General features: G+C 66.7%; 29 protein-coding genes and 4 tRNA genes. 23 read left to right on the forward strand and 10 right to left on the reverse strand.

What is annotated here, in order from left to right; genetic code table 11:
• The first annotated feature begins 80 nt into the window (after window positions 1-80).
• Entirely contained in the window at window positions 81-764 is a 684-nt protein-coding gene (locus WIX39_RS07405; RefSeq protein ID WP_081268464.1) for a response regulator transcription factor, read from the forward strand.
• Here WIX39_RS07405 and WIX39_RS07410 read toward each other — a convergent pair.
• Genes WIX39_RS07410 through WIX39_RS07440 form a run of 7 tightly spaced genes read right to left on the reverse strand, consistent with a single transcriptional unit; the run spans window position 761 to window position 6,538 of the window.
• Window positions 761-2,062 carry an MSMEG_0569 family flavin-dependent oxidoreductase gene (locus WIX39_RS07410; RefSeq protein ID WP_106935888.1) on the reverse strand — a complete coding sequence of 434 codons (1,302 nt, stop codon included), beginning with the start codon at window positions 2,060-2,062 and terminating at the stop codon, window positions 761-763. The genes WIX39_RS07405 and WIX39_RS07410 overlap by 4 nt on opposite strands.
• Before the next feature lie 33 nt (window positions 2,063-2,095).
• A complete protein-coding gene (locus WIX39_RS07415; RefSeq protein WP_106935887.1) occupies window positions 2,096-2,380 on the reverse strand; it encodes an MSMEG_0570 family nitrogen starvation response protein in 285 nt (94 codons plus the stop codon).
• Window positions 2,371-3,381: a sll0787 family AIR synthase-like protein gene (locus WIX39_RS07420; protein WP_106935886.1), complete on the reverse strand. Its 1,011-nt coding sequence runs from the start codon at window positions 3,379-3,381 to the stop codon at window positions 2,371-2,373. Before WIX39_RS07420 ends, WIX39_RS07415 begins: the two co-directional genes overlap by 10 nt.
• Entirely contained in the window at window positions 3,378-3,938 is a 561-nt protein-coding gene (locus tag WIX39_RS07425; RefSeq protein ID WP_106935885.1) for an MSMEG_0567/Sll0786 family nitrogen starvation N-acetyltransferase, read from the reverse strand. Before WIX39_RS07425 ends, WIX39_RS07420 begins: the two co-directional genes overlap by 4 nt.
• Window positions 3,939-3,940: 2 nt before the next feature.
• Window positions 3,941-5,023 (reverse strand): MSMEG_0568 family radical SAM protein, encoded by a 1,083-nt coding sequence (locus WIX39_RS07430; RefSeq protein ID WP_409196328.1) that lies wholly within the window; start codon window positions 5,021-5,023, stop codon window positions 3,941-3,943.
• A complete protein-coding gene (locus WIX39_RS07435) occupies window positions 4,986-6,041 on the reverse strand; it encodes a Nit6803 family nitrilase (protein WP_106937581.1) in 1,056 nt (351 codons plus the stop codon). The genes WIX39_RS07430 and WIX39_RS07435 overlap by 38 nt, the downstream gene beginning before the upstream one ends.
• 14 nt (window positions 6,042-6,055) lie before the next feature.
• Complete coding sequence (locus WIX39_RS07440; RefSeq protein WP_081268458.1) at window positions 6,056-6,538, reverse strand: MSMEG_0572/Sll0783 family nitrogen starvation response protein; 483 nt, start codon at window positions 6,536-6,538, stop codon at window positions 6,056-6,058.
• A 354-nt stretch (window positions 6,539-6,892) separates the two neighbouring features.
• On the opposite strand from WIX39_RS07440, the gene WIX39_RS07445 reads away from it, so the two are divergent.
• Entirely contained in the window at window positions 6,893-8,284 is a 1,392-nt protein-coding gene (locus WIX39_RS07445) for a PLP-dependent aminotransferase family protein (RefSeq protein ID WP_106935883.1), read from the forward strand.
• Between the two features lie 31 nt (window positions 8,285-8,315).
• Here WIX39_RS07445 and WIX39_RS07450 read toward each other — a convergent pair whose 3' ends face one another.
• Window positions 8,316-8,873 (reverse strand): Rrf2 family transcriptional regulator, encoded by a 558-nt coding sequence (locus WIX39_RS07450; protein WP_081268456.1) that lies wholly within the window; start codon window positions 8,871-8,873, stop codon window positions 8,316-8,318.
• 133 nt (window positions 8,874-9,006) lie between these two features.
• The gene (locus WIX39_RS07455) at window positions 9,007-9,924 is read right to left on the reverse strand and encodes a bestrophin family protein (RefSeq protein WP_409194774.1); all 918 of its coding nucleotides are present in this window, start codon (window positions 9,922-9,924) and stop codon (window positions 9,007-9,009) included.
• Window positions 9,925-10,019: 95 nt separating this feature from the next.
• Here WIX39_RS07455 and WIX39_RS07460 point away from each other — a divergent pair, with 95 nt between their 5' ends.
• Complete coding sequence (locus WIX39_RS07460) at window positions 10,020-10,445, forward strand: hypothetical protein (protein WP_106935881.1); 426 nt, start codon at window positions 10,020-10,022, stop codon at window positions 10,443-10,445.
• Between the two features lie 79 nt (window positions 10,446-10,524).
• Window positions 10,525-11,226: a phosphoglycolate phosphatase gene (locus WIX39_RS07465; protein WP_285413093.1), complete on the forward strand. Its 702-nt coding sequence runs from the start codon at window positions 10,525-10,527 to the stop codon at window positions 11,224-11,226.
• 14 nt (window positions 11,227-11,240) lie between these two features.
• Here WIX39_RS07465 and WIX39_RS07470 read toward each other — a convergent pair whose 3' ends face one another.
• Complete coding sequence (locus WIX39_RS07470; RefSeq protein WP_081268452.1) at window positions 11,241-11,843, reverse strand: chalcone isomerase family protein; 603 nt, start codon at window positions 11,841-11,843, stop codon at window positions 11,241-11,243.
• Window positions 11,844-12,193: 350 nt separating this feature from the next.
• Here WIX39_RS07470 and trpE point away from each other — a divergent pair, with 350 nt between their 5' ends.
• The 19 genes from trpE (at window position 12,194) to rplL (ending at window position 24,381) form a co-directional block, all read left to right on the forward strand.
• A complete protein-coding gene (gene trpE / locus WIX39_RS07475; protein WP_081268564.1) occupies window positions 12,194-13,696 on the forward strand; it encodes an anthranilate synthase component I in 1,503 nt (500 codons plus the stop codon).
• Window positions 13,696-14,088 carry a GxxExxY protein gene (locus WIX39_RS07480; RefSeq protein ID WP_409194775.1) on the forward strand — a complete coding sequence of 131 codons (393 nt, stop codon included), beginning with the start codon at window positions 13,696-13,698 and terminating at the stop codon, window positions 14,086-14,088. The genes trpE and WIX39_RS07480 overlap by 1 nt, the downstream gene beginning before the upstream one ends.
• Window positions 14,085-14,669: an aminodeoxychorismate/anthranilate synthase component II gene (locus tag WIX39_RS07485; protein ID WP_081268451.1), complete on the forward strand. Its 585-nt coding sequence runs from the start codon at window positions 14,085-14,087 to the stop codon at window positions 14,667-14,669. The genes WIX39_RS07480 and WIX39_RS07485 overlap by 4 nt, the downstream gene beginning before the upstream one ends.
• Before the next feature lie 6 nt (window positions 14,670-14,675).
• Window positions 14,676-15,734, forward strand: a complete 1,059-nt coding sequence (ltaE, locus tag WIX39_RS07490) for a low-specificity L-threonine aldolase (protein ID WP_409194776.1) — start codon at window positions 14,676-14,678, stop codon at window positions 15,732-15,734.
• 16 nt (window positions 15,735-15,750) lie between these two features.
• Window positions 15,751-16,410: a LysE family translocator gene (locus WIX39_RS07495; protein WP_409194777.1), complete on the forward strand. Its 660-nt coding sequence runs from the start codon at window positions 15,751-15,753 to the stop codon at window positions 16,408-16,410.
• Window positions 16,411-16,431: 21 nt separating this feature from the next.
• A complete protein-coding gene (trpD, locus tag WIX39_RS07500; RefSeq protein WP_106935876.1) occupies window positions 16,432-17,454 on the forward strand; it encodes an anthranilate phosphoribosyltransferase in 1,023 nt (340 codons plus the stop codon).
• A 31-nt stretch (window positions 17,455-17,485) separates the two neighbouring features.
• A complete protein-coding gene (trpC, locus tag WIX39_RS07505; protein WP_409194778.1) occupies window positions 17,486-18,286 on the forward strand; it encodes an indole-3-glycerol phosphate synthase TrpC in 801 nt (266 codons plus the stop codon).
• Window positions 18,283-18,990 carry a uracil-DNA glycosylase gene (locus WIX39_RS07510; RefSeq protein WP_409194779.1) on the forward strand — a complete coding sequence of 236 codons (708 nt, stop codon included), beginning with the start codon at window positions 18,283-18,285 and terminating at the stop codon, window positions 18,988-18,990. The genes trpC and WIX39_RS07510 overlap by 4 nt, the downstream gene beginning before the upstream one ends.
• Before the next feature lie 109 nt (window positions 18,991-19,099).
• Window positions 19,100-19,185: transfer RNA gene (locus tag WIX39_RS07515), tRNA-Tyr, on the forward strand.
• A 65-nt stretch (window positions 19,186-19,250) separates the two neighbouring features.
• Window positions 19,251-19,324 (forward strand) — tRNA-Gly (locus WIX39_RS07520).
• A 51-nt stretch (window positions 19,325-19,375) separates the two neighbouring features.
• Window positions 19,376-19,450: transfer RNA gene (locus WIX39_RS07525), tRNA-Thr, on the forward strand.
• 73 nt (window positions 19,451-19,523) lie between these two features.
• A complete protein-coding gene (tuf, locus tag WIX39_RS07530; RefSeq protein ID WP_093060175.1) occupies window positions 19,524-20,717 on the forward strand; it encodes an elongation factor Tu in 1,194 nt (397 codons plus the stop codon).
• Window positions 20,718-20,738: 21 nt separating this feature from the next.
• Window positions 20,739-20,814: transfer RNA gene (locus tag WIX39_RS07535), tRNA-Trp, on the forward strand.
• A gap of 101 nt (window positions 20,815-20,915) precedes the next feature.
• Window positions 20,916-21,299, forward strand: a complete 384-nt coding sequence (gene secE, locus WIX39_RS07540; RefSeq protein ID WP_081269555.1) for a preprotein translocase subunit SecE — start codon at window positions 20,916-20,918, stop codon at window positions 21,297-21,299.
• Window positions 21,300-21,911: a transcription termination/antitermination protein NusG gene (gene nusG, locus WIX39_RS07545; protein ID WP_081269556.1), complete on the forward strand. Its 612-nt coding sequence runs from the start codon at window positions 21,300-21,302 to the stop codon at window positions 21,909-21,911.
• A gap of 143 nt (window positions 21,912-22,054) precedes the next feature.
• Window positions 22,055-22,486: a 50S ribosomal protein L11 gene (gene rplK, locus WIX39_RS07550; protein ID WP_019658337.1), complete on the forward strand. Its 432-nt coding sequence runs from the start codon at window positions 22,055-22,057 to the stop codon at window positions 22,484-22,486.
• Window positions 22,487-23,185, forward strand: coding sequence for a 50S ribosomal protein L1 (gene rplA / locus WIX39_RS07555; protein WP_081269557.1), 699 nt, complete (start codon window positions 22,487-22,489; stop codon window positions 23,183-23,185).
• Window positions 23,186-23,430: 245 nt separating this feature from the next.
• Window positions 23,431-23,964, forward strand: coding sequence for a 50S ribosomal protein L10 (gene rplJ, locus WIX39_RS07560; RefSeq protein ID WP_081269558.1), 534 nt, complete (start codon window positions 23,431-23,433; stop codon window positions 23,962-23,964).
• A gap of 42 nt (window positions 23,965-24,006) precedes the next feature.
• Complete coding sequence (gene rplL, locus WIX39_RS07565) at window positions 24,007-24,381, forward strand: 50S ribosomal protein L7/L12 (protein ID WP_081269559.1); 375 nt, start codon at window positions 24,007-24,009, stop codon at window positions 24,379-24,381.
• Window positions 24,382-24,413: the final 32 nt, after the last annotated feature.

Genomic DNA, 24,413 nt, shown 5'->3' on the forward strand with positions numbered 1-24,413 from the left:
GCGGCCTTGCTGCGCGGGGAAATCACCGGTATCTTCTGCACCCGGTAGTTCAACGCGTGCTGGGGCACGGGAAAAAAGACATGAAAATCCTGATCGCCGACGACCACCGGCTCGTCATCGAGGCGGTCAAAGCCAAGTTGTCGGAACTGGAGCCCGGCATCGAGTTCGTTCTGGCGATGAGCGTCGACGAGCTGCTTGCGGGTGCTTCCGACGACCTCGACCTGGCCCTGATCGACCTCAACATGCCCGGCGCCGATGGGCAGGCGCACATCGACGAAATCCGCAAGCGCCATCCGGCCCTGCCCGTGATGGTGCTGTCCGGCTACGAAGACCCGGCCATCATGCGCAGCGCGCTGGAGCGCGGCGTGCTCGGTTTCATTCCCAAGGCCTATTCACCCGAGGTGATGCTCTCCGCGGTGCGGCTGGTGCTGGCCGGCGGCGTGTACGTGCCGCCGATGATGCTCACCGCGCTGCCGCCGGGCATCGTGGCGGGCGTGGCACCCCAGGCGTCTGAGACGCTGCCGCGCGGCGGCGCCGGCAGCCAGACGCTGGAACACCTGCGCAACGTGCTGACCGAGCGGCAGGTCGAGGTGCTGCAACTGCTGTCGCAGGGCAAGCCCAACAAGCTGATCGGGCGCAGCCTGGGCATCAGCGAAGGCACGGTGAAGATCCACCTGGCCGCCATCTTCCGTGCGCTGAACGTGCGCAACCGCACCGAGGCGGTGGTGGCGGCGCAGGCACTGACCGAGGCGCAGCAGGCCTAGGCTGCGCGCAACTCGGGGGGCGGTGCGGCGTCGGCACCGCCGCGCGACGTCGCCTTGCGTTCCTCGATCGCCTGCGCCAGGAATTCCGCATCCCGCGCCACGCCCGAGAAGCGTCCCGAACCCCAGGTGTGCAGCCACGGCAGGCCCAGGAAGTACAGCCCCGGCTCGTTCGTGACCCCGCGCAGGTGCACCGGCGCGCCGCGCCCGTTGAACACCGGCGCATCCACCCACGCGAAATCCGGCGAGAAGCCGATGCACCACACCACGCTGGTGATGCCCGCCGCGGCAAGGTCGAGCCGCGTGCGTTCTTCCCGTGGCTCCCATACCGGCGTGTAGACCGAAGGCGGCGGCGCCTCGATGCCCTGCGCCGCGATGTGCTTGTCGATCGATGCGTTGATGCGGTTGTAGGTGCTGTCCGCCTGGTCGAGGTTGTCGCGCAGGTTGGGCTGCAATTCGAAGCTGCCGTCGTCGAAGCCGCTCAGCAGGCCGTACAGCTCCATGCCTTCGAGCGCGAAGCGCCGCAGGTCGATGTCGCGCCCGCCGTCTCGGCCGGTCACGTAGTGGTTGGTGTTGTCGCGCACGCCTTCGCGCAGCGGATGCTCGGTGACGGGCATGTCGTAGTACTTCATGTCGGCAAGCCAGTCGACCACTTCCCGGCCGCGATAGAAGCGCGCGCAGCGCGGCGCGTTGCCGGTGGCCAGGTGCACCTTGCGGCCGGCCAGGTGCAGGTCTTCGGCGATCTGCGCGCCCGACTGGCCGCAGCCCACCACCAGCACCGCGCCCTCGGGCAGTTGCGCCGGGTTGCGGTACTGCGCCGAGTGGAACTGCGCCACGCTGGCCGGCAGCTTCTCGGCCAGGCGCGGCACGATGGGGCGGTGGTAGCCGCCCGAGGCCACCACCACCTGGTCGGCGGTGTAGAGGCCGGCGTCGGTCTGCACGCTGAAGCGGTCGCGCTCGCCGTCGCGCGATACGCGTTCGACGGTCACGCCCTCGACGGCCGGCGCCTTCACGTGCTCGACGAAGCCCGCGAGCCATTCGTTGATCTGGTCCTTGACCATGAAGCCGTGCGGATCGACGCCGGTGTAGCCCCAGCCCGGCAGCTGGCATTGCCAGTTGGGCGTGACGAGGCAGAACGAGTCCCAGCGCTGCGTGCGCCAGGTGTGCACCAGGCTGCGTTTCTCGATCACGAGGTGGTCGATGCCGCGCTGCTGCAGGCAGTGGCTCAGCGACAGGCCGGCTTGGCCGCCGCCGACGATGACGACGCTGTAGTGGCTGCGTCCGCCGTAGGGATGTGACATGGGGTGCTTCTTTCTCTGGATGTGGGGAACGCGTCAGTCGATGGCGACAACGGTGACGTGTGCGTCCGCGGTGGTGGCGAAGCGCGCGGCGGTCTGCTCGATGTCTGCAAGCTGGTCCATCGCCTGCGAACACGCGAAGCCGTACTTCGCGCGAACCCGCTCGGAGGCCTGGCCCAATGCCTCGCGTGTGCGTTGCATGAAGTCGGCGAGGGCATAGCGCTCGCCGGGTGCCAGGTGCTCCCGCACCACGCTGGAGGGCGAGTAGCAGCGCGTTTCGCTGGCGTCGGGCCAGCGCACGCTGAAGTGGGTCACGGGCATGCGGCGGCCTCCGCTTGCAGGCTGGGCGGCTGGATGAAGGCGTCGCTGCCGAAGTCCCACAGCAGCGCCTCTTCGCCACCGGCGCGCAGGCGCACCTGCCGCGCGGCATCGACCTCGCCGATCACGCCGCAGGCGATGTCGCGCGCGGCAAAGCGCGCCAGCACCGAGGCCACCTGCGCGGGCGCCACGCTGAGCACGAAGCCGTAGCTCGGGAACGACGAGAGCCAGCGCAGCAGCGGCACGCCGTCGGGCCGGGGCAGCGCGTCGAGGTCGATGCGCGCGCCCACGCCGGAGCATTCGAGCAGCATCATGGCCGTGCCCACGGCACCGGCCATGCTGATGTCCTTGCCGGCACCGCACAGGCCGTCTTCGGCAATCGCCGGCAGCAGCTCGAGGTCGGCGCGCAGCCGCGCGGCGGGCGCGCGGGTCGAGGCGTTCCAGTACGGAAAAGGCTCTTCGTAGGCGCCGCGCAGGTCGGCGGCCATCACCAGCAGATGCCCCGGCCTGGCGTCGAAGCTGGTGAGCAGCCGGCGCGCATGCCCGAGGATGGCCACCGCCAGTTGCGGCCGCTCGCTGCGGTTGTTGCTGTGGCCGCCGACGATGGGCACGCCGTAGCGCACGGCGGCCTCGGCCATGCCGCGCAGCACGTCGTCCGCGGGGCTCATGCCGGTGCTCCACAGGGCATCTACCACGGCGGTGGGGCGCCCGCCCATGGCGTAGATGTCGCTCACGTTGACCATCACGCCGCAGTAGCCGGCAAACCACGGCATGCGCACGATGAAGTCTTCGACCAGGCCTTCGATGGCGAACAGCAGGTAGCCGCCGTGGCCGTCGGGGATGGCCGCGCAGTCGTCGCCGATGGGCACGGCCTGCGCGAGCGCCGCATGGCCGCCTGGCAGCGAACGGCCCAGCGCCGACACCACATCGCTGATGTCGCGCTTGTGGGCGAAGCCGCGCGTGGCGCGCAGGGCTTCGGCGATGTCGTGGACATGCTGCGTCATGCCGCCACCCTGGCGCGCGTGACGAAGCCGCTGACGGGATCGTGGCAAGGCGGGTACCACGCGAGGTCGGCCTGCATGCGCGCATGCGGGCGGCCGTGCACGCTGGTCTCCTCCAGTGTCGTCCAGCCGAGCTTGTTGAACAGCGGCACGTTCTGCAGCTGCACCTGCGCGAAAAAGGTCTCGCAGCCCAGCGCATGGGCGCGCGATACGGCCAGCCGGATCAGCGTGGCGCCCAGGTGCCCCTGGCTGCGGAAGGCGGGGTGCACGGCCAGCCGCGAGCCCCACCATTCGCCTTCGGCCTCACCGCGATGGATGCGCACCGTGCCCACCACCTGCTCTGGCATGCCGCCGTTGCACGACATGGCGACCAGCAGGCGCGCGTGGTCGTCGATGGCGTCGCGGTCGTCGCGCGCGAAGATGCCCTGCTCGATGCAGAACACCGCGCGGCGCAGCGCCATGGCTTCGTCGCGCTCCCATCGCTGGGCGGCTTCGCGCACGAGGTATTCGGCGGGCGCGTAGTGGTCCGCCATCTCGCAGAGGTCGTCGATGCACAGCATGGTCAGCCTTCGCTTTCTTTTTCGTAGATCGACAGCGACGAGCAGGCGCCGCACTTGCCGCAGCCGGCCTTGATGTCGGCCGAGCGCAGGCCGGCGGCCACCACGCGTTCGCCCAGCGGCGCGAGCAGCGACTTCATGAACTCGGGCGTGGGGGCCGGATGGTCTTCCAGCGGCGTGCCGCTGATCGGCACGAAGGGCACGACGAAGGGATACACGCCGCGCGCCAGCAGCTGGTCGCAGGTGTCGAGGATGGCTTCCCGCGTGTCGCCCAGCCCGGCCAGGATGTAGGTGCTGACCTGCCCGCGCCCGAACACGCCCACGGCCGCCTCGAAGGCGCTCATGTAGCGCGAGACGGGCACGCCGGCCTTGCCCGGCATGATGCGTTCGCGCACCTCGGGCGTGACCACTTCGAGGTGCATGCCCAGCGTGTCGATGCCGGCGGCCTTCATGCGGTGGAACCACTGGTCGTCGTCGGGCGGCTCGCACTGGCCCTGGATGGGGATGTCGACCGCGGCCTTGATGGCGAAGGCGCTCTCGCACAGCACGGCCGCGCCGCGGTCGGTGGCGTTGGGCGTGCCGGTGGTCATCACCATGTGCTTCACGCCGTCGAGCAGCACGGCGGCGCGCGCCACTTCGGCGAGCTGCTCGGGCGTCTTGCGCGCGACGGTGCGGCCGGCCGCGAGCGACTGGCCGATCGCGCAGAACTTGCAGCTCTTCCTGCGGCTTTCGTAGCGGATGCAGGTCTGCAGCACGGTGGTGGCGAGCACGTCGCTGCCGTGCAGCGTGGCGATGTGCGAGTAGGGCACGCCGTCGAAGGTCTGCATGGCGTAGAAGCGCGGCTGCCTCGGAAAGCTGATGCTTGCGATGGGAATGCTGCCGCGCATCACGCGGCTCATGCCGGTGGCGTCCGGCGCCTCGGCGGTGAAGGGCGAGTGCCACGCGGTGGACGTGTGCACCGGCACCATGATCGTGTGGCCGTCGACGGTCACGGCCTTGTGGTCCGAAGGGCCCGCGCCGCCGCGGCGGCTCGAGACGCCGGCCGAAGGATCAACCAGCCGCAACCCGAAGGACTGGAGCTCGGTCATCAGTTGCCGGCTGTCCTGCTGCTGCGTCGTGATGGGTGTCGTGGTCATGGTCGGGGCTCCGTTGGGCGAAAGGTTGCGTGAGGTGCATGGGCACGGTGGTCTGCGCCGGCCGGTCGTTGAGGGCGAGCGACAGCAGCTCGGGCCGCGCGTAGTGGCCGACCGAATCCATCATTCGCTTGCGCTTGGCGATCAGCGCCATGTCGAGGTCGGCCACCACCATGCCTTCGCCCTCGGTGAGCGGCGGCGCGAGGTGCTTTCCTTCGGGCGAGACGATGGCCGTGTGGCAGCCGCCGCGCAGCGCCTTCTGCAGTTGCGCGTCGGGCGTGACCGAGCGGATCTGCTCGTCGGTGAGCCAGCCGGTGGCGTTGACCACGAAGCAGCCCGACTCCAGCGCGTGGTGGCGGATGGTCACTTCCATCTGCTCCGCGAAGATCGGGCCGACCAGCGAGCCGGGGAACTGCGCGCAGTGGATCTGCTCGTGCTGCGCCATCAGCGCGTAGCGCGCGAGCGGGTTGTAGTGCTCCCAGCAGGCCAGCGCGCCGACGCGGCCCACGGCGGTGTCGACCACCTTCAGGCCCGCGCCGTCGCCCATGCCCCAGACCATGCGCTCGTGATAGGTCGGCGTGATCTTGCGGCGCTTGAGCACCAGCGTGCCGTCGGCGTCGAACACCAGCTGCGTGTTGTAGAGGCTGCCGTGGTCGCGCTCGTTCACGCCGAGCACGACCACCATGTTCCGTGCGCGGGCTCGCTCCGCCACGGCCTGCGTGACCGGGCCGGGCACGACCACCGCGCGCTCCGCCAGCCGCAGGTGCGGCGCGCCTTGCAGCACCGGCGGCAGCACGAAGCTGAAGTAGGGGTAGTAGGGCACGAAGGTCTCGGGAAAGACCGCGAGCTGCGCGCCCCTGGCAGCGGCCGCGTCGATGGCGCTGCACACGCGCTCCAGCGTGCCGTCGGGCCGCTCGAAGTCGGGTGCGATCTGGATCGCCGCCGCCCGAACGGTGGTGGGTGTGGATGCCATCGCCGCGCCTTCGCTCACAGTGTCCAGGTGTCGAGGATGACCGCGCCGGCCTTCTTGTGCAGCAGCACGAGGTCGAGCACGTCGAGCGGGTTGATCGGCGTGATGCCTTCGATCAGCGCGCCTTCGCCGTGGCCGTACAGCGCCTGCAGCGCGAAGCGGCAGGCGTAGACCTTGCCGCCTTCCTCCATGAACTTGACGATTTGCTTGTTGAAGTTCTGGTGGCCCGGGAAGGCCTCGTCGCCCAGCGTGGGAAAGCCGCGCTGCACGCCCAGCGTCACGCCGGGGCCGTACAGCAGGACCGAGGTCTCGTAGCCCTTGCGCCGCAGCCGCGTGGCCTGCAGCAGGTTGACGAAGCCGATGGAGCCTTCGAAGGCCACGGTGTGGAAGGTGACGAGCGCCTTCTCGCCGGGCTCGGCCTTGACGTCTTCGAACACCTTCTCTTCGTAGTCGACGAGGTACTCGCCTTTTTCGTTGCGGGGGCGGGTGACTTTGGGCATGGGGGACTCCGGTTGGGTGGTTGGACACGCAGGTCTTGCGTGCCTTCCTCTTCGCAGGCGATGTGCCAGCGTTCGCGCGGCTGCGTGCAATCAAGTCGCGATCAACGCGCAGCGGCGCGGGCCGCGAGCCGCAAAAAATTTTTCCGGCCTGTGCAAAGGCGGGCCGGCGGCCGGGCCGGGCGGCTCGCCGCGCACCGGCAAGACGCATGCGCCGTGCGATCAATGCACCCGATCAATGGGGTTGATCGCACCTGATCGAAGCATCCGGGTCCTCTGGGGCGGGCGCGAATCCTGCGTGTTGATCGGTGGCCGGATGCAATCAATGAATGCGATCAACTTCGCCGGAGCCCCCCGATGACCACCATCACCGCCCACTGGCGCAGGCAACTGCGCAACAGCGCCCGCCCGGCCTACCTGCAACTGGCCGAGCTGATCGCCGACGACATCAAGACCGGGCGACTCGGCGTGCGCGACCGGCTGCCCACGCTGCGCGAACTGGCGGCCGACCTGGAGCTGAACTACACGACCGTGGCGCGCGGCTATGCCGAGGCGCGCAAGCGCGGGCTGATCGATTCGCGCGCGGGCACGGGCACCTTCATCCGCTCGGGCAGCCCGAGCCTGCGGCTGCGCGGCGGCAGCGGCGCGGAGATGACGATGAACATGCCGCCCGAGCCCGACGACGAGCACCTGATGGCGCGGCTGCACGACAGCGCGAGCCGGGCTTTCGCGCAGGCCGACTTCCACGACCTGCTGCGCTACCAGGACTTCGGCGGCACCGCGCACGACCGCGCCGCCGCCATGCACTGGCTGCGGCCCTTCGTGCCCGATGCGAGCGTCGACCGCATCCTGGTGTGCCCGGGCATCCACGGCGTGCTGACGGCGCTGTTCTCGCAGCTTGCGCGGCCGGGCGAGCTGGTGTGCGTGGAGTCGCTCACGTACCCCGGCGTGAAGGCCATCGCGGCGCAGTTGGGCGTGCAGCTGCATGCGCTGCAGATGGACGACGACGGCCCGATTGCCGATGCCTTCGAGCACGCCTGCAGGACGCTCAAGCCCAAGGCGCTGTACTGCAACCCGACGCTGCTGAATCCGACCGCCGCCACGGTCTCGCGCGCCCGTCGCGAGGCGCTCGCGGACGTGGCGCTGCGCTACGCGGTGCCGATCATCGAGGACGACGCCTACGGCATGCTGCCGCGCCAGGTGCCCGCGTCGCTGGCCACGCTGGCGCCCGGGCTCACCTACTACGTGAGCGGATTCTCGAAATGCTTCGGCGCGGGGTTGCGCAGCGCGTATGTGTGCTCGCCGACGGTGGTGCAGTCGCAGCGGCTGGCCGGCGCAATGCGCGCGACCACGGTGATGGCCTCACCCATCACCAATGCGCTGACCACGCTGTGGGTGGAAGACGGCACCGCGGAAGAGATGCTGCAGGCGGTGCGCGCGGAGTCGATGGCGCGGCAGGTGCTGGCCACGCGCTACCTAGGCGCGAACGGGCTGCAGGCGCATCCGGAGGGGTTCCATGCATGGCTGCCGCTCACGCCGGGCTGGAGTCCGGTGGAGTTTGCGTCCTACCTGCGCACGCAGAACGTGGGCGTGGTGGCGAGCGCGGCCTTTTCCACCGACGGCGATCCGCCCGACGCGGTGCGCATCTGCCTGGGCGGGCCGATGTCGCGCGAGCAGTGCGACCAGGCGCTGCGGCTCATCGCGGACACGCTGGCGCATCCGTTGCATCCGCATGCCACGCTGCGCTGACCGCCCGCCGGCGGGGCGGGAGCGGTGCCGGTCAGCGCTTGGCGAACACGCCGCTCCAAGCGAACACGGAGTTGGGTGCGTTCACGTGGCGCAGGCTGGGCACGGGGCGCGGCTGCGGTTCTTTCTTGCGGGGGGCTTCCTCTTCGACGCGCACGCCCTTGGCCAACTGGTCGTCGACCAGGCTCTGCAGCGTGACGGAGTCGAGGAACTCCATCACGTGGTGGTTGGCGGAGGCCCAGAGCGCATCGGTCGAGTAGCAGCCGGATTCGCCGTCTGCGGCGCCGTTGCCGGCCTTGTCGCGCGGCGGTGCGGCTTCGGCCTCTGGTGCGGCCTGGCCGTCGACCGAGAACAGGATGTCCGCAACGGTGATCTCAGATGCCTTGCGCGCCAGCGTGTAGCCGCCGCCCGGGCCTCGCGTCGCCTTCACCAGCGCATGCTGGCGCAGCTTGCTGAAGAGTGCCTCCAGCGACGAGCGGGCAATATGTTGGCGCTTGGCGATCGACGCCAGGGCCACGGGGCCGGCCTGCTCGCGCAGCGCGACATCGATCATGGCCGTCACGGCGAAGCCGCCCTTCGTCGTCAGACGCATGGAGTGTTCCTCATGGATGTGTCTGGAATACAGACATTGAATGAATGGCTGTCTTGCGCGTTCGCGAAAGACAGCGCCGGAACGTAGGTGTCCGAAAGCCCCGAAAAGTTTCCGGAATGCTTCTTAAGCTTCTTCAGGTCTGGATGTAACCAACGGTTTGCGCATCGGTGGTTTCCGGCGCTCGGGGCTCGCCCATCATCTCGCGCAGGGTGGCTTCGATCATGCGGGACATGGCGTCCAGGGCCAGGTCGTTGGGCTGGGTGCCGAAGGGTTCCTCGATCTCGGCGCCCAGTGCCTCGAGTGCGAAGAAGGTGTATGCGACGAACGCGACCACCACCGGCGTCATTGCGCCGATGGCATCCACGAGGCCGAAGGGCAGCAGCACGCAATAAAGATAGATGGTGCGGTGGATGATGACGGAATAGGTGAAGGGGATCGGCGTGCTCGCAATGCGTTCGCAGCCGCCCAGTGCCTCCGTCAGCCGCCCCAGCGGTACTTCCATGGCCTGCGCGAGCATCGGGTCGAGCCGGCCGCTCCTGCGCTGGTCGCGCAGCCATTCGCCGACCATGAGCAGCAGCATGGCCGGCTTGAAGCGCGCGGCGCGCAGGCGCTCGCAGTCTTCCGGCGGCAGCAGGCGAGCGAGGTCGGCACAGGGATCGGTGCCTCGCAGCTGATGGCGCAGCGCATGCACGAAGGCGATGAGGCGCGCGGCCGCCACGCCGGCGTGCGCGGGGGAGTCGCCCAGGGTCAGCGCCTGGCGCACCAGCGAGCGCGTTTCATTGAGCAGGGTGCCCCACAGCGTGCGGGCTTCCCAGTAGCGTGAATAGCTCGTGCTGTTCCTGAAGCCCAGGAAGATCGCCAGCGTGAGGCCGATGAGCGAGAAGGGCACGAAGTTGAGCGGCACCTTCCATTGAAAAAGCCGCCCGTGCAGTACCGTCACCAGCACCGCGAAGGCGGTGGTCCACAACAGCTGCGGCACGATGTCCGGCAGGACCGAGCCGCGCCACACGAAGAGCATGCGCAGCCAATGAGGGCGGGGTCGGACGATCATCGGGCGGCCATTATCCCCGCGTGCCGGCCTCGTGCCCCCGGGGTCACAGAATGGCGCTCTCACCAACACCCTCGGCATTTGCCGATCCACGCACCATGTTGACCTACGCAATCCAGAGAGTCGGCTACGACTACAAGCAGACGGACCCGCAGGGAGAGACGAACCTGATCGCCTTCATGGCCGCCATCGACGCCTTCCCGTGGACCGAGCAACTCGCGCTGTGGGACGAGCAGCAGGACGGCCCGCTGCCGACGCTGGTGCTGCAGAACGAGCCCGACCAGCGGGAGCTCTGGATCTCGGCGCTGGGCGACGAACGCAACCGCAGCTACCAGCTGCAGTCGGTGTCGATCCAGATGCGCAAGGGCTTCTTCGGCAAGGCGAAGCCGGAGCAGGACGCGGCGGTCGTGGACGAGTGCAGCCGCGCGGAGGTCGATCGCCTCTGCGAGCTTTTCTGCGACGGGCAGTACGAGGTTTTCGATCGCGAGGTGGCAAGGCTCGCCGCGCGGGATGGCGGCGACTGAGCTAGACGGCGCGACTCGCGCCCGGGTCTGCTATGTTTTGCCCGCCGTTCCTCCCTTGTCGCAACTCGATCGATCTGTCTTGAACTCCATCAGCTTCCACCCCAACCGCTTCGACGCCGCCATCGTCGACCTCGACGGCACCATGGTCGACACGCTCGGCGACTTCGCCGCGTCGCTGAACCGCATGCTTGCCGATCTTTCCCTGCCGGCGGTCGAGCCGGCTGCGATCGAGCGCATGGTGGGCAAGGGGTCGGAGCACCTGATCCATTCCGCGCTCGTGCACGTGATGGCGCCGACCGAAGGCGACGCTGCCGACGCCAGGGCGCGCGCATTGTTCGAGCGTGCCTGGGAGCGCTATCAGCACCACTACCTGGCGGTGAACGGCCAGCACTCGGCCGTGTACGCGGGCGTGATCGACGGCCTGAAGGCCCTGCGCGCGCAGGGCCTGCGGCTGGCGTGCCTCACGAACAAGCCGACGTCGTTCGCGAAGCCGCTGCTGGCCGAGAAGGGGCTCGACGGGTTCTTCGAGCTGGTGTTCGGCGGGGACGCCTTCGAGCGCAAGAAGCCCGATCCGCTGCCGCTGCTGAAGACCTGCGAGGCGCTGGGCACGGCGCCCGCGCGCACGCTGATGGTGGGCGATTCGAGCAACGACGCGCGTGCCGCGCGCGCCGCCGGCTGCCCCGTGGTGCTCGTGACCTACGGCTACAACCACGGCGAGCCGGTGCGGGCGGTGGATGCCGACGGCTTCGTGGATTCGCTGGCCGAACTCGCGGCCGCCTGACCTGAGCTGTTCGGCTACTGCTTGCCGAGCAGCGCGTCCTTCAGCTTCCAGTCCGCCGGGTTCGGCCCCAGCCAGATGCGCAGCAGGGCGTTGAAGAAGGCCGGCTCCTTCACCGGGTCGGGCTGAGGCACGCCGCGCACGGTGATCACGGTGCCCGTGCCTGGCACCCAGTCGATGTTGAAGGTGTCGCCGGTCTTCAGCTGTTTCTGGTCCGCGAACATCTGGCCCATGCGCAGCAGCCCTGGAATGAGGTTGACCATTTCGCTCTTGGGCGAGTTCTCTTCCACGCCCTTGGTGAAGAGCTTGCCGAGTTCGTTCGCGTCGATGTCGCGCAGCATCGTGATGGCCACGCGCTTGGGACCCGGCGCGGCCAGCGCCTCTTCCGGCGTCGACACCTTCTTGCCCACGTACAGCCCCGCCGTGTAGACCTTGAAGATGGCCTTGTAGCGAATGCCCGCGCCGTTGAGCTGCAGCGCACTGCCATGCAGGTCCATGCGGTCTTCGAGCTTGACGCCGGCCACATCGACCTGCGCCGCCGCGGCACCGGACGCGGCAGCGGCAAGACAGGCCGCCAGGGCGAGCCGGGAGAACACGGTCGGGAGCGAAAAAGCTGGCACGGGAGGTCTCCTCGGTATTTTGCGAACGGTCGTGCGAATGTATCTTTTCGTTTTATGGGCAACCTCGGGATGAACCCTGAAGCCGCGCCGAAGCGGCCGTTGTTGTGCGAACCGGCGTTTTCGTGGGCTAAACTCGGCCTTCCATGTTCGTTCATCACATCAATCAAACAGGTGAAGGCAGCCGGGGAGCCTGGCCCTGGCGTAGCCATACTTCGCTGACTGTTTGATTGCACGGCGCACGCCGTGCGCCCGCGGTTCCGGATCGACACATACTCGACGACGCCGGACCACCCGTGAATGACCTTGCCCCCGGCCAAAGGAGCGTCGGCTGGCAATTGGAGAACGAACCCGTGATCACCGAACTTGAATTCAAGAGCCTCAGCGCCCAGGGCTACAACCGCATTCCGCTGATGGCCGAGGCCTTCGCCGACCTCGAGACGCCTCTTTCCCTCTATCTCAAGCTCGCCCATTCGCAAGGCGGCGGCAAGCACAGCTTCCTGCTCGAATCCGTGGTGGGCGGCGAGCGCTTCGGGCGCTACAGCTTCATCGGGCTGCCCGCGAGGACCTTGCTGCGCGCCAGCGGCTTCGGCGCCGAGGCCGTCACCGAAGTGGTGACCGACGGGCAGGTGGTGGAAACCGTCAAGGGCAATCCGCTCGACTTCGTCGCCGAGTACCAGAAGCGCTTCAAGGTGGCGCTGCGCCCGGGCCTTCCCCGCTTCTGCGGCGGCCTTGCCGGCTATTTCGGCTACGACACCGTGCGCCACATCGAGCGCAAGCTCGAAAAAAGCTGCCCGCCCGACACGCTGGGCTGCCCCGACATCCTGCTGCTGCAGTGCGAGGAACTGGCCGTCATCGACAACCTCTCGGGCAAGCTGTACCTCATCGTCTATGCCGATCCGAAGCAGCCCGAGGCCTATGCAGTGGGCAAGCGCCGCCTGAGGGAACTCAAGGAAAAGCTCAAGTACTCGGTGAGCGCCCCCATCGTGAAGCCCACGCAGCCGCATCCGCCCGAGCGCAGCTTCGCCAAGGCCGACTACCTTGCGGCCGTGGAGCGCGCCAAGGAAATGATCGCCGCCGGCGACTTCATGCAGGTGCAGGTGGGACAGCGCATCAGCAAGCGCTACACCGAGTCGCCGCTGTCGCTGTACCGCGCGCTGCGCTCGCTGAACCCTTCGCCCTACATGTACTACTACAACCTCGGCGACTTCCACGTGGTGGGCGCGTCGCCCGAGATCCTGGTGCGCCAGGAAAACACGGGCGAGGGCGAGCAGAAGATCACCATCCGCCCGCTGGCCGGCACGCGTCCGCGCGGCGCGTCGATCGAGCTGGACAAGGCGGCCGAGGTGGAGCTCATCAACGACCCGAAGGAGCGCGCCGAGCACGTGATGCTGATCGACCTCGCGCGCAACGACATCGGCCGCATCGCCAAGACCGGCACCGTGAAGGTGACCGAAGCCTTCGCGGTGGAGCGCTACAGCCACGTGATGCACATCGTGAGCAACGTTGAAGGCACGCTGAAGGACGGCATGACCGCCATCGACGTGCTCAAGGCCACCTTCCCGGCCGGCACGCTGACCGGCGCCCCCAAGGTGCATGCGATGGAGCTGATCGACCAGCTGGAGCCCACCAAGCGCGGCCTCTACGGAGGCGCCTGCGGCTACATCAGCTATGCGGGCGACATGGACGTGGCCATCGCCATCCGCACCGGCATCGTGAAGGACCAGATGCTGCACGTGCAGGCCGCGGCCGGCGTGGTGGCCGACTCGGTGCCCGAGCTCGAGTGGAAGGAAACGGAAGCCAAGGCGCGCGCACTCCTGCGTGCCGCCGAACTGGTCGAGGAAGGCCTGGAATGATGAGCAACGCACAGGATATTCAGAACGACTTCTCGCACGAGATCATCGGCGCCGCCGTCGAGGTGCAGCGCGTGCTCGGCACGGGGCTCGACGAAGCCGCCTATGCCGCGGCGCTGGCCATCGAGCTGGCCGAGCGCGAGATCGGCTTCACGCGCGACGTGGCGCTGTCGGCCAGTTACAAGGGCCGCTCGCTGGGCGAAGTCTACCGCGCGGGCTTCGTGATCGAGCAGTCGGTCATCGTGGAGCTCAAGGCGGTCGACGTGCTGACCGACCTGCATCGCGCGCAGGTGCTGGCCGCGCTGCGGCTGTCGGGCCTCAAGCTGGGCCTGCTGATCAACTTCAACGTGTTCCCCGTCGTCAAGGGCGTCCACCGGATTGTGAGCAAGCCATGAAACTGCTGATGATCGACAACTACGACAGCTTCACCTACAACATCGTCCAGTACTTCGGCGAGCTGGGCGCGGACGTGCAGGTGCACCGCAACGACGAGATCACCGTGGCGCAGATCGGCGAACTCATCGCCTCCGGCGTGACGCGGCTGGTGGTGTCGCCCGGGCCGTGTTCGCCGGCGGAAGCGGGCGTGTCGGTGGCCGCCATCGAGGCATTTGCCGGCAAGCTGCCCATTCTGGGCGTGTGCCTGGGGCACCAGGCCATCGGCGCGGCCTTCGGCGGCAAGATCGTGCGCGCGCAGCAGCTGATGCACGGCAAGACCAGCGAGATCACGACCACGCAGGAAGGCGTGTTCGCGGGGCTGCCGCAGAAGTTCGTCGTCAACCGCTATCACTCGCTGTCCATCGAGCGCGAGAGTTGTCCCAAGGCGCTGGCTGTCACCGCCTGGACCGACGACGGCGAGATCATGGGGGTGCGGCACACCGGATTCGCGCACGACGTGCGCATCGAAGGCGTGCAGTTCCACCCCGAATCCATCCTGACGGAGCACGGCCACGCCATGCTCAAGAACTTCCTGGACTGAGCCATCATGACCGACCGCACCCACCTCGTCGACCTGCGCAGCGACACCGTCACCCAACCCACGCCCGCGATGCGCGAGGCCATGATGGCGGCGCCGCTGGGCGACGACGTCTTCGGCACCGATCCGAGCGTGAATGCGCTGCAGGAAAAGATCGCCGCCATGCTCGGCTTCGAGGCCGCGCTGTTCGTGCCGACCGGCACGCAGAGCAACCTTTGCGCGATTCTTTCGCACTGCGGCCGGGGCGACGAATACATCGTCGGCCAGCAGGCGCATTGCTACCGCTGGGAAGGCGGCGGCGCGGCGGTGTTCGGCAGCGTGCAGCCGCAGCCGCTCGACCATGCGCCCGACGGCACGCTGCCGCTCGCGCAGATCGAGGCCGCCGTCAAGCCCGACGACGCGCACTTCGCGCGCACGCGGCTGCTGGCGCTGGAGAACACGCTGGGCGGCAAGCTGCTGCCCTTCGACTACGTGCAGGCTGCGACCGACCTGGCGAAGAGCAAGGGGCTGCAGCGGCATCTGGACGGCGCACGGATCTTCAATGCGGCGACCGCGCAGGCTGCGTTGAACAAGCGCAGCGACATCCGCGCGGAAGCCCGCCGCATCGCGCAGTGCTTCGACAGCGTGTCGGTGTGCTTCAGCAAGGGCCTGGGCGCGCCCATCGGCTCGGCGCTGGTGGGCTCGCGCGAGCTCATCGCGCGTGCGCACCGCGTTCGCAAGATGGCGGGCGGCGGCATGCGGCAGGCCGGCCTGCTGGCGGCGGCGGCATCGCATGCGCTCGACCATCACATCGACCGCCTGGCCGACGACCATGCGCTGGCGCAGCGGCTCGCACAGGGGCTCGAGGGCATCGAGGGTCTGAAGGTCGAGGCGCCGCACACCAACATCGTGTTCGTCGATCTTGCGGGTGCCGCGCAGGCGCGATCCGCGGAGCTGCTCGCGAGCCTGAACCAGCAGGGCATTCTTGCGACGGGGCTCTACCGGCTGCGCTTCGTGACGCACCTCGATGTCGATGCCGCCGGCGTCGACCGCGCGGTCACAGCGATTCGCGGATTCTTCAACGCCTGAGCCCCGGGGGAGCGAGATGCCCGATCTTCCTCATCTGCTCGCCTTCATCGCCGCCGGCTGGCTGCTCAACCTGACACCGGGGCCCGACGTGCTGTACGTCGTGACCAATTCGCTGCGCTCCGGCGTGCGCGCCGGCATCATGGCGGGACTCGGCATCACGGCGGGCTGCTTCATCCACATCTTCGCCGCCGCCGTGGGCGTCGGCACGCTGATGGCGACGTCGGCCACCGCCTTCACGGTGCTCAAGTACATCGGCGCGGCGTACCTGCTGTACCTCGGCGCGCGCATGTTGCTGTCGCGCGCGAAGCCGCCGGCCGACCTGCGGGCCGAGGCGGCGGCGGCCGGCGAGCGCAGCCTGAAGGCGATCTTCCTGGGCGGCTTCTGGACCAACGTGCTCAACCCCAAGGTCGCGCTTTTCTTCCTGGCCTTCGTGCCGCAATTCATCGCGCCCGGCGCCGGCAACACGGCGCTCTGCTTCGTGCTGCTGGGCGTGCTGTTCAACGTCAACGCCATTCCCGTGAACATCGGCTGGGCCGTCGCCGCGGGCTGGATGGCGCGCCGCAGCGCCGTTCAGAAGGGCATGCACTGGCTCGACCGCGCCGCCGGCGTGCTGTTCATCGGCTTCGGCCTCAAGCTTGCGTTCACCGATGCGCCCGCCGTTCGCGTCGGCCGCTGATTCACCCCGAGGAGACTTTCCATGATCACCCCCCAGGAAGCGCTGCAGCGCACCATCGAACACCGCGAAGTCTTCCACGACGAGATGCTGCACATCGTGCGCCTCATCATGAGCGGCGAGTGCTCGCCGGTGATGATGGCCGCGCTGATCACCGGCCTGCGCGTGAAGAAGGAAACCATCGGCGAGATCACCGCCGCCGCGCAGGTGATGCGCGAGGTGTCGACCAAGGTGCCGGTGATCGATACGACCAACCTCGTCGACATCGTCGGCACCGGTGGCGACGGCTCGCACACCTTCAACATCTCGACCTGCTCGATGTTCGTGGCAGCCGCCGCGGGCGCCAAGGTGAGCAAGCACGGCGGGCGCAGCGTGTCGAGCAAGTCGGGCAGCGCCGACGTGCTGGAGTCGCTGGGCGTGAACATCAACCTGAAGCCCGAGCAGATCGCGCGCTCCATCGAGGAGTGCGGCATCGGCTTCATGTTCGCGCCGAACCACCATCCCGCGATGAAGAACGTCGCGCCGGTGCGCAAGGAGCTCGGCATCAAGACGATCTTCAACATCCTCGGGCCGCTGACCAATCCGGCCGGCGCGCCGAACATCCTGATGGGCGTGTTCCACCCCGACCTCGTGGGCATCCAGGTGCGCGCGCTGCAGCGCCTGGGCACCGAGCATGCGATGGTGGTCTACGGCCGCGACGGCATGGATGAGATTTCGCTCGGCGCGGCCACCATGGTGGGCGAACTGAAGGACGGCGAGATCCGCGAGTACGAACTGCACCCCGAGGATTTCGGCTTCGCGATGTCGAGCAACCGCGCGCTGCGCGTGGAAACGCCGGAGCAGTCGAAGGCCATGCTGCTGGGTGTGCTCGACAATCAGGCCGGCCCCGCGCTGGACATCGTGCTGCTGAACGCCGGCGCCGCGCTGTACGCGGCCAACGTGGTCGATTCAGTGGCCGCGGGCGTCGAGCGTTCGCGTGCCGCCATTGCGTCGGGTGCCGCCAAGGCCAAGCTCGCGGAGCTGGTCAAGGCATCCGCCACCGTCTGAACACAGAGAAACCGGGAGCACCAGAAACCCCATGTCCGACATCCTCGACAAGATCGTTGCCGTCAAGCACCAGGAGGTCGCCGCGGCCCGCAAGCGCGCGTCGCTCGAAGCCGTGCGCTTCGACGCGGAGAGCCGCATGCTCACGCGTGATTTCGAAGCCGCCTTGCGCGCCAAGATCGCCGCGGGCCACGCTGCGGTGATTGCCGAAGTCAAGAAGGCCAGCCCGAGCAAGGGCGTGCTGCGCGCGGACTTCATTCCGGCCGACATCGCGCAGAGCTATGCGGAGGGCGACGGCACGGTCAGTGCGGCTTGCCTCTCGGTATTGACCGAAAAGCAGTTCTTCCAGGGCGGCGTCGACTATCTCAAGCAGGCGCGTGCCTCGTGCGACCTGCCGGTGCTGCGCAAGGATTTCATCGTCGATGAATACCAGGTGTACGAATCGCGCGCGATGGGCGCCGATGCGATCCTGCTGATCGCCGCATGCCTCGACGACGCACAGATGAAGGACTACGAAGCCATCGCGCGCGGGCTGGACATGGCGGTGCTGGTGGAGGTGCACGACGCGGCCGAACTCGACCGCGCGCTGAAGCTCAGGACGGCGCTGATCGGCGTCAACAACCGCAATCTGCGCAACTTCGAGGTGTCGATCCAGGCGACCATCGACCTGCTGCCCAGGCTGCCGAACGACCGCCTGCCAGTGACGGAGTCGGGCATCGGTACGCGCGAGGACGTGGCCACGCTGCGGGCCGCAGGCGTCAACGCCTTCCTGGTCGGCGAGGCCTTCATGCGTGCCAAGGAACCCGGCGAGGCCCTCGCTGCGTTGTTCAAATGAGCCGGCCAGACCAGCTGTCGAGCAGCGATCCCGCCGACTGGCCCGTGGCGCCGGGCTGGCAGCTGTTGGTCGATGATTTCTTTGCCAGCGCGGCGGGGCAGAAGCTGCAGGGCTTTCTGCGCGAGCGGCTCGATGCTGGCGCGGTGATCTTCCCGCCGCAGCCGCTGCGGGCGCTGGAGCTCACGCCGCCGGAGGACGTGCGCGTGGTCATCCTGGGTCAGGACCCGTACCACGGGCGCGGGCAGGCCGAAGGGCTGGCGTTCTCGGTGGCGCCCGGGGTGGCGCTGCCGCCGTCGCTGCGCAACATCTTCAAGGAACTGCAGCGTGATCTCGGCACGCCGCCCCCTGCATTCCCCAATCCGGGCGGCAGCTTGGTGAAGTGGGCGACGCATGGCGTGCTGCTGCTCAACACCTGCCTGACGGTCGAGGAGGCCCAGCCCGCCAGCCACGCAGGCAAGGGCTGGGAGGTGCTGACGGATACCGTCATCCGCCATGTTTCAGGTGGAGAAAAACCTGTTGTTTTTATGCTCTGGGGTTCGCACGCGCAAAGTAAGCGGGCGTTGATTGATGTTGGGCGACATAAGGTGCTGATGTCGAATCATCCGTCGCCTCTTTCGGCCCTGAGGCCGCCTGTGCCGTTCATCGGCTGCGGCCATTTTGGCGAAGCCCGTGCCTGGCGTGAGGCGCAGCAGCCGGCGGGGTGAAAACTTAGGCGATAATCGTGGGCTAACGCTTCGAGCGGTTTTCCTGCATCTTCGTTGATGCATGGGTTTCCGGGTAGTCACAAAACCGTGCTATATTTCGAGGTTCGCCGGAGAGGTGGCCGAGTGGTTAATGGCAGCAGACTGTAAATCTGCCCTCTTACGAGTACGCTGGTTCGAATCCAGCCCTCTCCACCAGCGATGAATTTGGTTTCTAAGAGCGATTGGATCTAGCGCTTTGGGTGCCTTGAAGTGCCCCCGATGCGGGAGTAGTTCAATGGTAGAACCCCAGCCTTCCAAGCTGATGACGCGGGTTCGATTCCCGTCTCCCGCTCCAGAGACTCGGTTCGTTGTTGAGGCGATGTGAATTCGTAACTTTGTTACAAAAGCCCTTTTGGCTCAGTGGTAGAGCACTCCCTTGGTAAGGGAGAGGTCGCGGGTCCGATTCCCGCAAAGGGCACCAGTTTTTGGGGGTTGCAACGGCAGCTTTGCAACCCATCTGCATACGTTGAAAACGTTTTTTTCGGAGTCGAAAAATGGCAAAAGGTAAATTCACCCGCACCAAGCCTCACGTCAACGTGGGCACGATCGGTCACGTCGACCACGGCAAGACCACGCTGACGGCTGCGATCGCAACGGTGCTGTCGGCCAAGTTCGGCGGCGAAGCCAAGGCCTACGACCAGATCGACGCTGCGCCTGAAGAAAAGGCCCGCGGCATCACGATCAACACCGCGCACGTCGAGTACGAAACGGCCAACCGCCACTACGCACACGTCGACTGCCCCGGCCACGCCGACTACGTGAAGAACATGATCACCGGCGCCGCCCAGATGGACGGCGCGATCCTGGTGTGCTCGGCCGCCGACGGCCCGATGCCCCAGACCCGTGAACACATCCTGCTGGCTCGCCAGGTGGGCGTGGGCTACATCATCGTGTTCCTGAACAAGTGCGACATGGTCGACGACAAGGAACTGCTCGAGCTGGTCGAAATGGAAGTTCGCGAACTCCTCGACAAGTACGAATTCCCCGGCGACGACACCCCCATCATCCACGGCTCGGCCAAGCTCGCCCTGGAAGGCGACAAGGGCGAACTGGGCGAAGGCGCCATCATGAAGCTGGCCGAAGCCCTGGACACGTACATCCCGACGCCCGAGCGCGCCGTGGACGGCACGTTCCTGATGCCCGTGGAAGACGTGTTCTCGATCTCGGGTCGCGGCACCGTGGTGACCGGCGCCGTCGAGCGCGGCGTGATCAAGGTTGGTGAAGAAATCGAAATCGTGGGCATCCGCCCGACGGTCAAGACCACCTGCACCGGCGTGGAAATGTTCCGCAAGCTGCTGGACCAGGGTCAAGCCGGCGACAACGTGGGCGTGCTGCTGCGCGGCACGAAGCGCGAAGAAGTCGAGCGCGGCCAAGTGCTGTGCAAGCCCGGCTCGATCAAGCCGCACACGCACTTCACCGCCGAGGTGTATGTCCTGTCGAAGGACGAAGGCGGCCGTCACACGCCGTTCTTCAACAACTATCGCCCGCAGTTCTACTTCCGCACGACGGACGTGACCGGCGCGATCGAGCTGCCCAAGGACAAGGAAATGGTCATGCCCGGCGACAACGTCAGCATCACCGTCAAGCTGATCAACCCGATCGCGATGGAAGAAGGCCTGCGCTTCGCCATCCGTGAAGGCGGCCGCACCGTGGGTTCGGGCGTCGTTGCCAAGATCCTCGACATCTAAGTCGGGCGCAAAGAGTACCGGAGGGGTATAGCTCAATTGGCAGAGCGTCGGTCTCCAAAACCGAAGGTTGTAGGTTCGATTCCTACTGCCCCTGCCACTTAGGTGGCACCCCTAAAGCCCATCGTGACCCGATGGGCTTCGGCGTCTCAAGAGACGCATTGAATTGAAGGCCTACAGGCCACAGGAAATCAGCCAACCATGGCCACATCTCAAATCGAAACCGTGAGCACCGGCGCCGACAAGGCCAAATTGGCCGTGGCTGTCGTGCTGGCAGTGGGCGCCATCGTGGCGTTCTACCTGCTGTCGCGCCAAGGCTCGGTGGTGCAATGGGCTGCGCTGCTGGTCGGCCTGGCTGCGGCCGTGGCCGCCTTCGGCAGCTCCGAGAGTGGCCGTCAGTTGTGGGCCTTCGGCCGCGACTCGTGGCGCGAGGTCAAGAAGGTCGTCTGGCCGACCCGCAAGGAAGCGATGCAGATGACGGCCTATGTGTTCGCCTTCGTGGCGATCATGTCCGTCTTCCTCTGGCTCACCGACAAGACGCTCGAATGGGTGTTTTTCGACCTCATTCTGGGCTGGAGAAAATAAATGACCGACGACGCAGTTGAAACCACGCCGAGCACGCCGGAGGAAGAAAACACCTCCGTGCTTGCTCCCGCCGCCAACCCAGATCTGCGTTGGTACGTGGTGCATGCCTATTCGGGCATGGAAAAGGCTGTCGAGCGCAACATCACCGAGCGCATCAACCGCGCCGGCATGCAGGACAAGTTCGGCCGCATCCTGGTTCCGACCGAAGAAGTGGTCGAAATCAAGAACGGCCAGAAGCGCACCACGGAGCGCCGCTTCTTCCCGGGCTATGTGCTGGTCGAAATGATCATGGACGACGAGAGCTGGCACCTGGTGAAGCACACCAACAAGGTGACCGGTTTCGTGGGCGGTGCCAAGAACCGTCCGGCCCCGATCTCGCAGAAAGAGGTCGAGGACATCGTCAGCCAGATGCAGCAGGGCACCGAAAAGCCGCGCCACAAGGTCGAATTCACCGTCGGCGAATTCGTGCGCGTCAAGGAAGGCCCGTTCACCGACTTCAACGGCACGGTCGAGGAAGTCAACTACGAGAAGAGCAAGGTCAGCGTGTCGGTCATGATTTTCGGCCGTGCGACCCCTGTGGAACTCGAATTCAGCCAGGTCGAAAAGACCTGACGACCCACCGGCCTTTGCGCCGGTGTCATTGTTTCCGGCTGCGCGCTGTCCGACTCGGCGCGCGGCCTTGATCCCGAAGAGTCGTTTAACCCCGGGGAGCCTTGGCCGCAAGCCAAGGCGATATCACCCGCAAGGAGCAAAGCATGGCGAAAAAAATCGTCGGCTTCATCAAGCTGCAAGTCCCAGCTGGTAAGGCCAACCCGTCCCCGCCGATCGGTCCCGCACTCGGTCAGCGTGGTCTGAACATCATGGAATTCTGCAAGGCGTTCAACGCGCAAACGCAGAGCTACGAGCCGGGTCTGGCACTGCCGGTGGTCATCACCGCTTTCGCCGACAAGAGCTTCACCTTCATCATCAAGTCGCCGCCGGCCGGCGTGCTGATCAAGAAGGCGATCAAGCTCGACAAGGGTTCCGCACGTCCGCACACCGACAAGGTCGGCAAGATCACGCGCGCCCAGCTCGAAGAGATCGCAAAGACCAAGATGAAGGACCTGACCGCGGCCGACATGGACGCAGCAGTTCGCACCATCGCCGGTACCGCCCGCTCGATGGGCGTGAATGTGGAGGGCGTGTAAATGTCCAAGATCACCAAGAAGCAAAAGTCGCTCGAAGGCAAGGTCGACAGCAACAAGCTGTACCCGCTGGCTGACGCGATCACCATCGTCAAGGACGCTGCCACCGCCAAGTTCGACGAATCGATCGACGTGGCTGTGCAGCTCGGCATCGATGCGAAGAAGTCGGACCAGGTCGTGCGTGGCGCCGTCGTGCTGCCCAACGGCACCGGCAAGACCAAGCGCGTCGCCGTGTTCGCCCAGGGCGCCAAGGCTGAAGAAGCCAAGGCCGCCGGCGCCGACATCGTCGGCATGGACGACCTGGCCGCCATGGTCAAGGCTGGCGACATGCCTTTCGACGTCGTGATCGCTGCCCCCGATGCCATGCGCGTCGTCGGTACGCTCGGTCAGATCCTCGGCCCGCGCGGCCTGATGCCGAACCCGAAGGTCGGCACCGTGACCCCGGACGTCGCCACGGCAGTGAAGAACGCCAAGGCCGGTCAGGTTCAGTTCCGCGTCGACAAGGCCGGCATCGTGCACGGCACGATCGGCCGTCGCTCGTTCGACAACGACAAGCTGCAAGGCAACCTCGCCGCGCTGATCGACGCTCTGGTCAAGGCCAAGCCCGCGACCAGCAAGGGCGTGTACCTGCGCAAGGTGGCCGTGTCGTCGACCATGGGTCTGGGTGTCCGCGTGGACACGCAAACCATCTCGGCGAGCTAAAGAGATTTGCTCCACCTCGCAAGGGTGGGGCGGATGTGGTGGGTCGCGGCGGCTTCGGTTGCCGCGGGCCATCCAAGACCGCTGGTGTGCAGGGTGCTGCACTTAATCGCCGGACCTCCCTGTCCGGTATCCAGCGCAGATGGCGATCCCGCTGCAAGGAATTTGTTTTTTGTTCCTGACAGTTGGTCGCTGCATGAAGCGCGATCCGAGGCCCTGGCCGAAGGTCGCATTAAAAGGAGTAGACCTTGAGTCTGAATCGCAGTGAGAAAGAAGCGGTCATCAGTGATGTGACCAGCCTCGCCGCAAAAGCTCAAACGCTCGTGATGGCGGAATACCGTGGCATCACGGTGGCCGACATGACCAAACTGCGCAACGAAGCTCGCAGCAAGGGTGTGAGCCTGAGTGTTCTGAAGAACACCCTGGCCCGCCGTGCTGTCGCTGGTAGCGCGTTTGAGATTGTTGGCGACCAGATGACCGGTCCGCTGATCTACGGCTTCTCCGAAGACGCTGTGGCCGCCGCCAAGGTGGTGGCCGATTTCGCGAAGACCAACGACAAGCTGGTCATTCGCGGCGGCGCCTTCGGTGGCAAGGCCCTGGACGTCGACGGCGTGAAGCAACTGGCCAACATCCCTTCGAAGGAAGTGCTGCTGGCGCAACTGCTGGGCTTGATGCAATCCCCCATCTCTCGTACCGCCCGCGTGCTCGCGGCGCTGGCCGAGAAGCGTGGTGGTGGCGAAGCTGCACCCGCCGATGCACCGGCAGAAGCACAGGCCGCTTGAGCCTGCGTTTGAAATATTCAACCCAATTGTTAGGAAACAAAAATGGCATTCGATAAAGACGCATTTCTGACCGCGCTCGACAGCATGACGGTCCTGGAACTCAACGACCTGGTCAAGGCCATCGAAGAGAAGTTCGGCGTGAGCGCCGCTGCAATGGCCGCTCCCGCAGCTGGCGGCGGCGCTGCCGCTCCGGCCGCTGAAGAGAAGACCGAGTTCAACGTCATGCTGATGGATGCTGGCGCGAACAAGGTCTCGGCGATCAAGGCAGTGCGCGAAATCACCGGCCTGGGCCTCAAGGAAGCCAAGGACCTGGTGGAAGCCGCTCCCAAGGCTGTCAAGGAAGGCCTGTCGAAGGCTGACGCTGAAGCCGCCAAGAAGAAGCTGGAAGACGCCGGCGCCAAGGTGGAACTGAAGTAATTCAGACCCCCTAGAGGGCTGGAGGCGCCTGA

Origin of the sequence: Variovorax sp. AB1(2024), from assembly GCF_037482385.2 — a bacterium.
Classification (GTDB): domain Bacteria; phylum Pseudomonadota; class Gammaproteobacteria; order Burkholderiales; family Burkholderiaceae_C; genus Variovorax.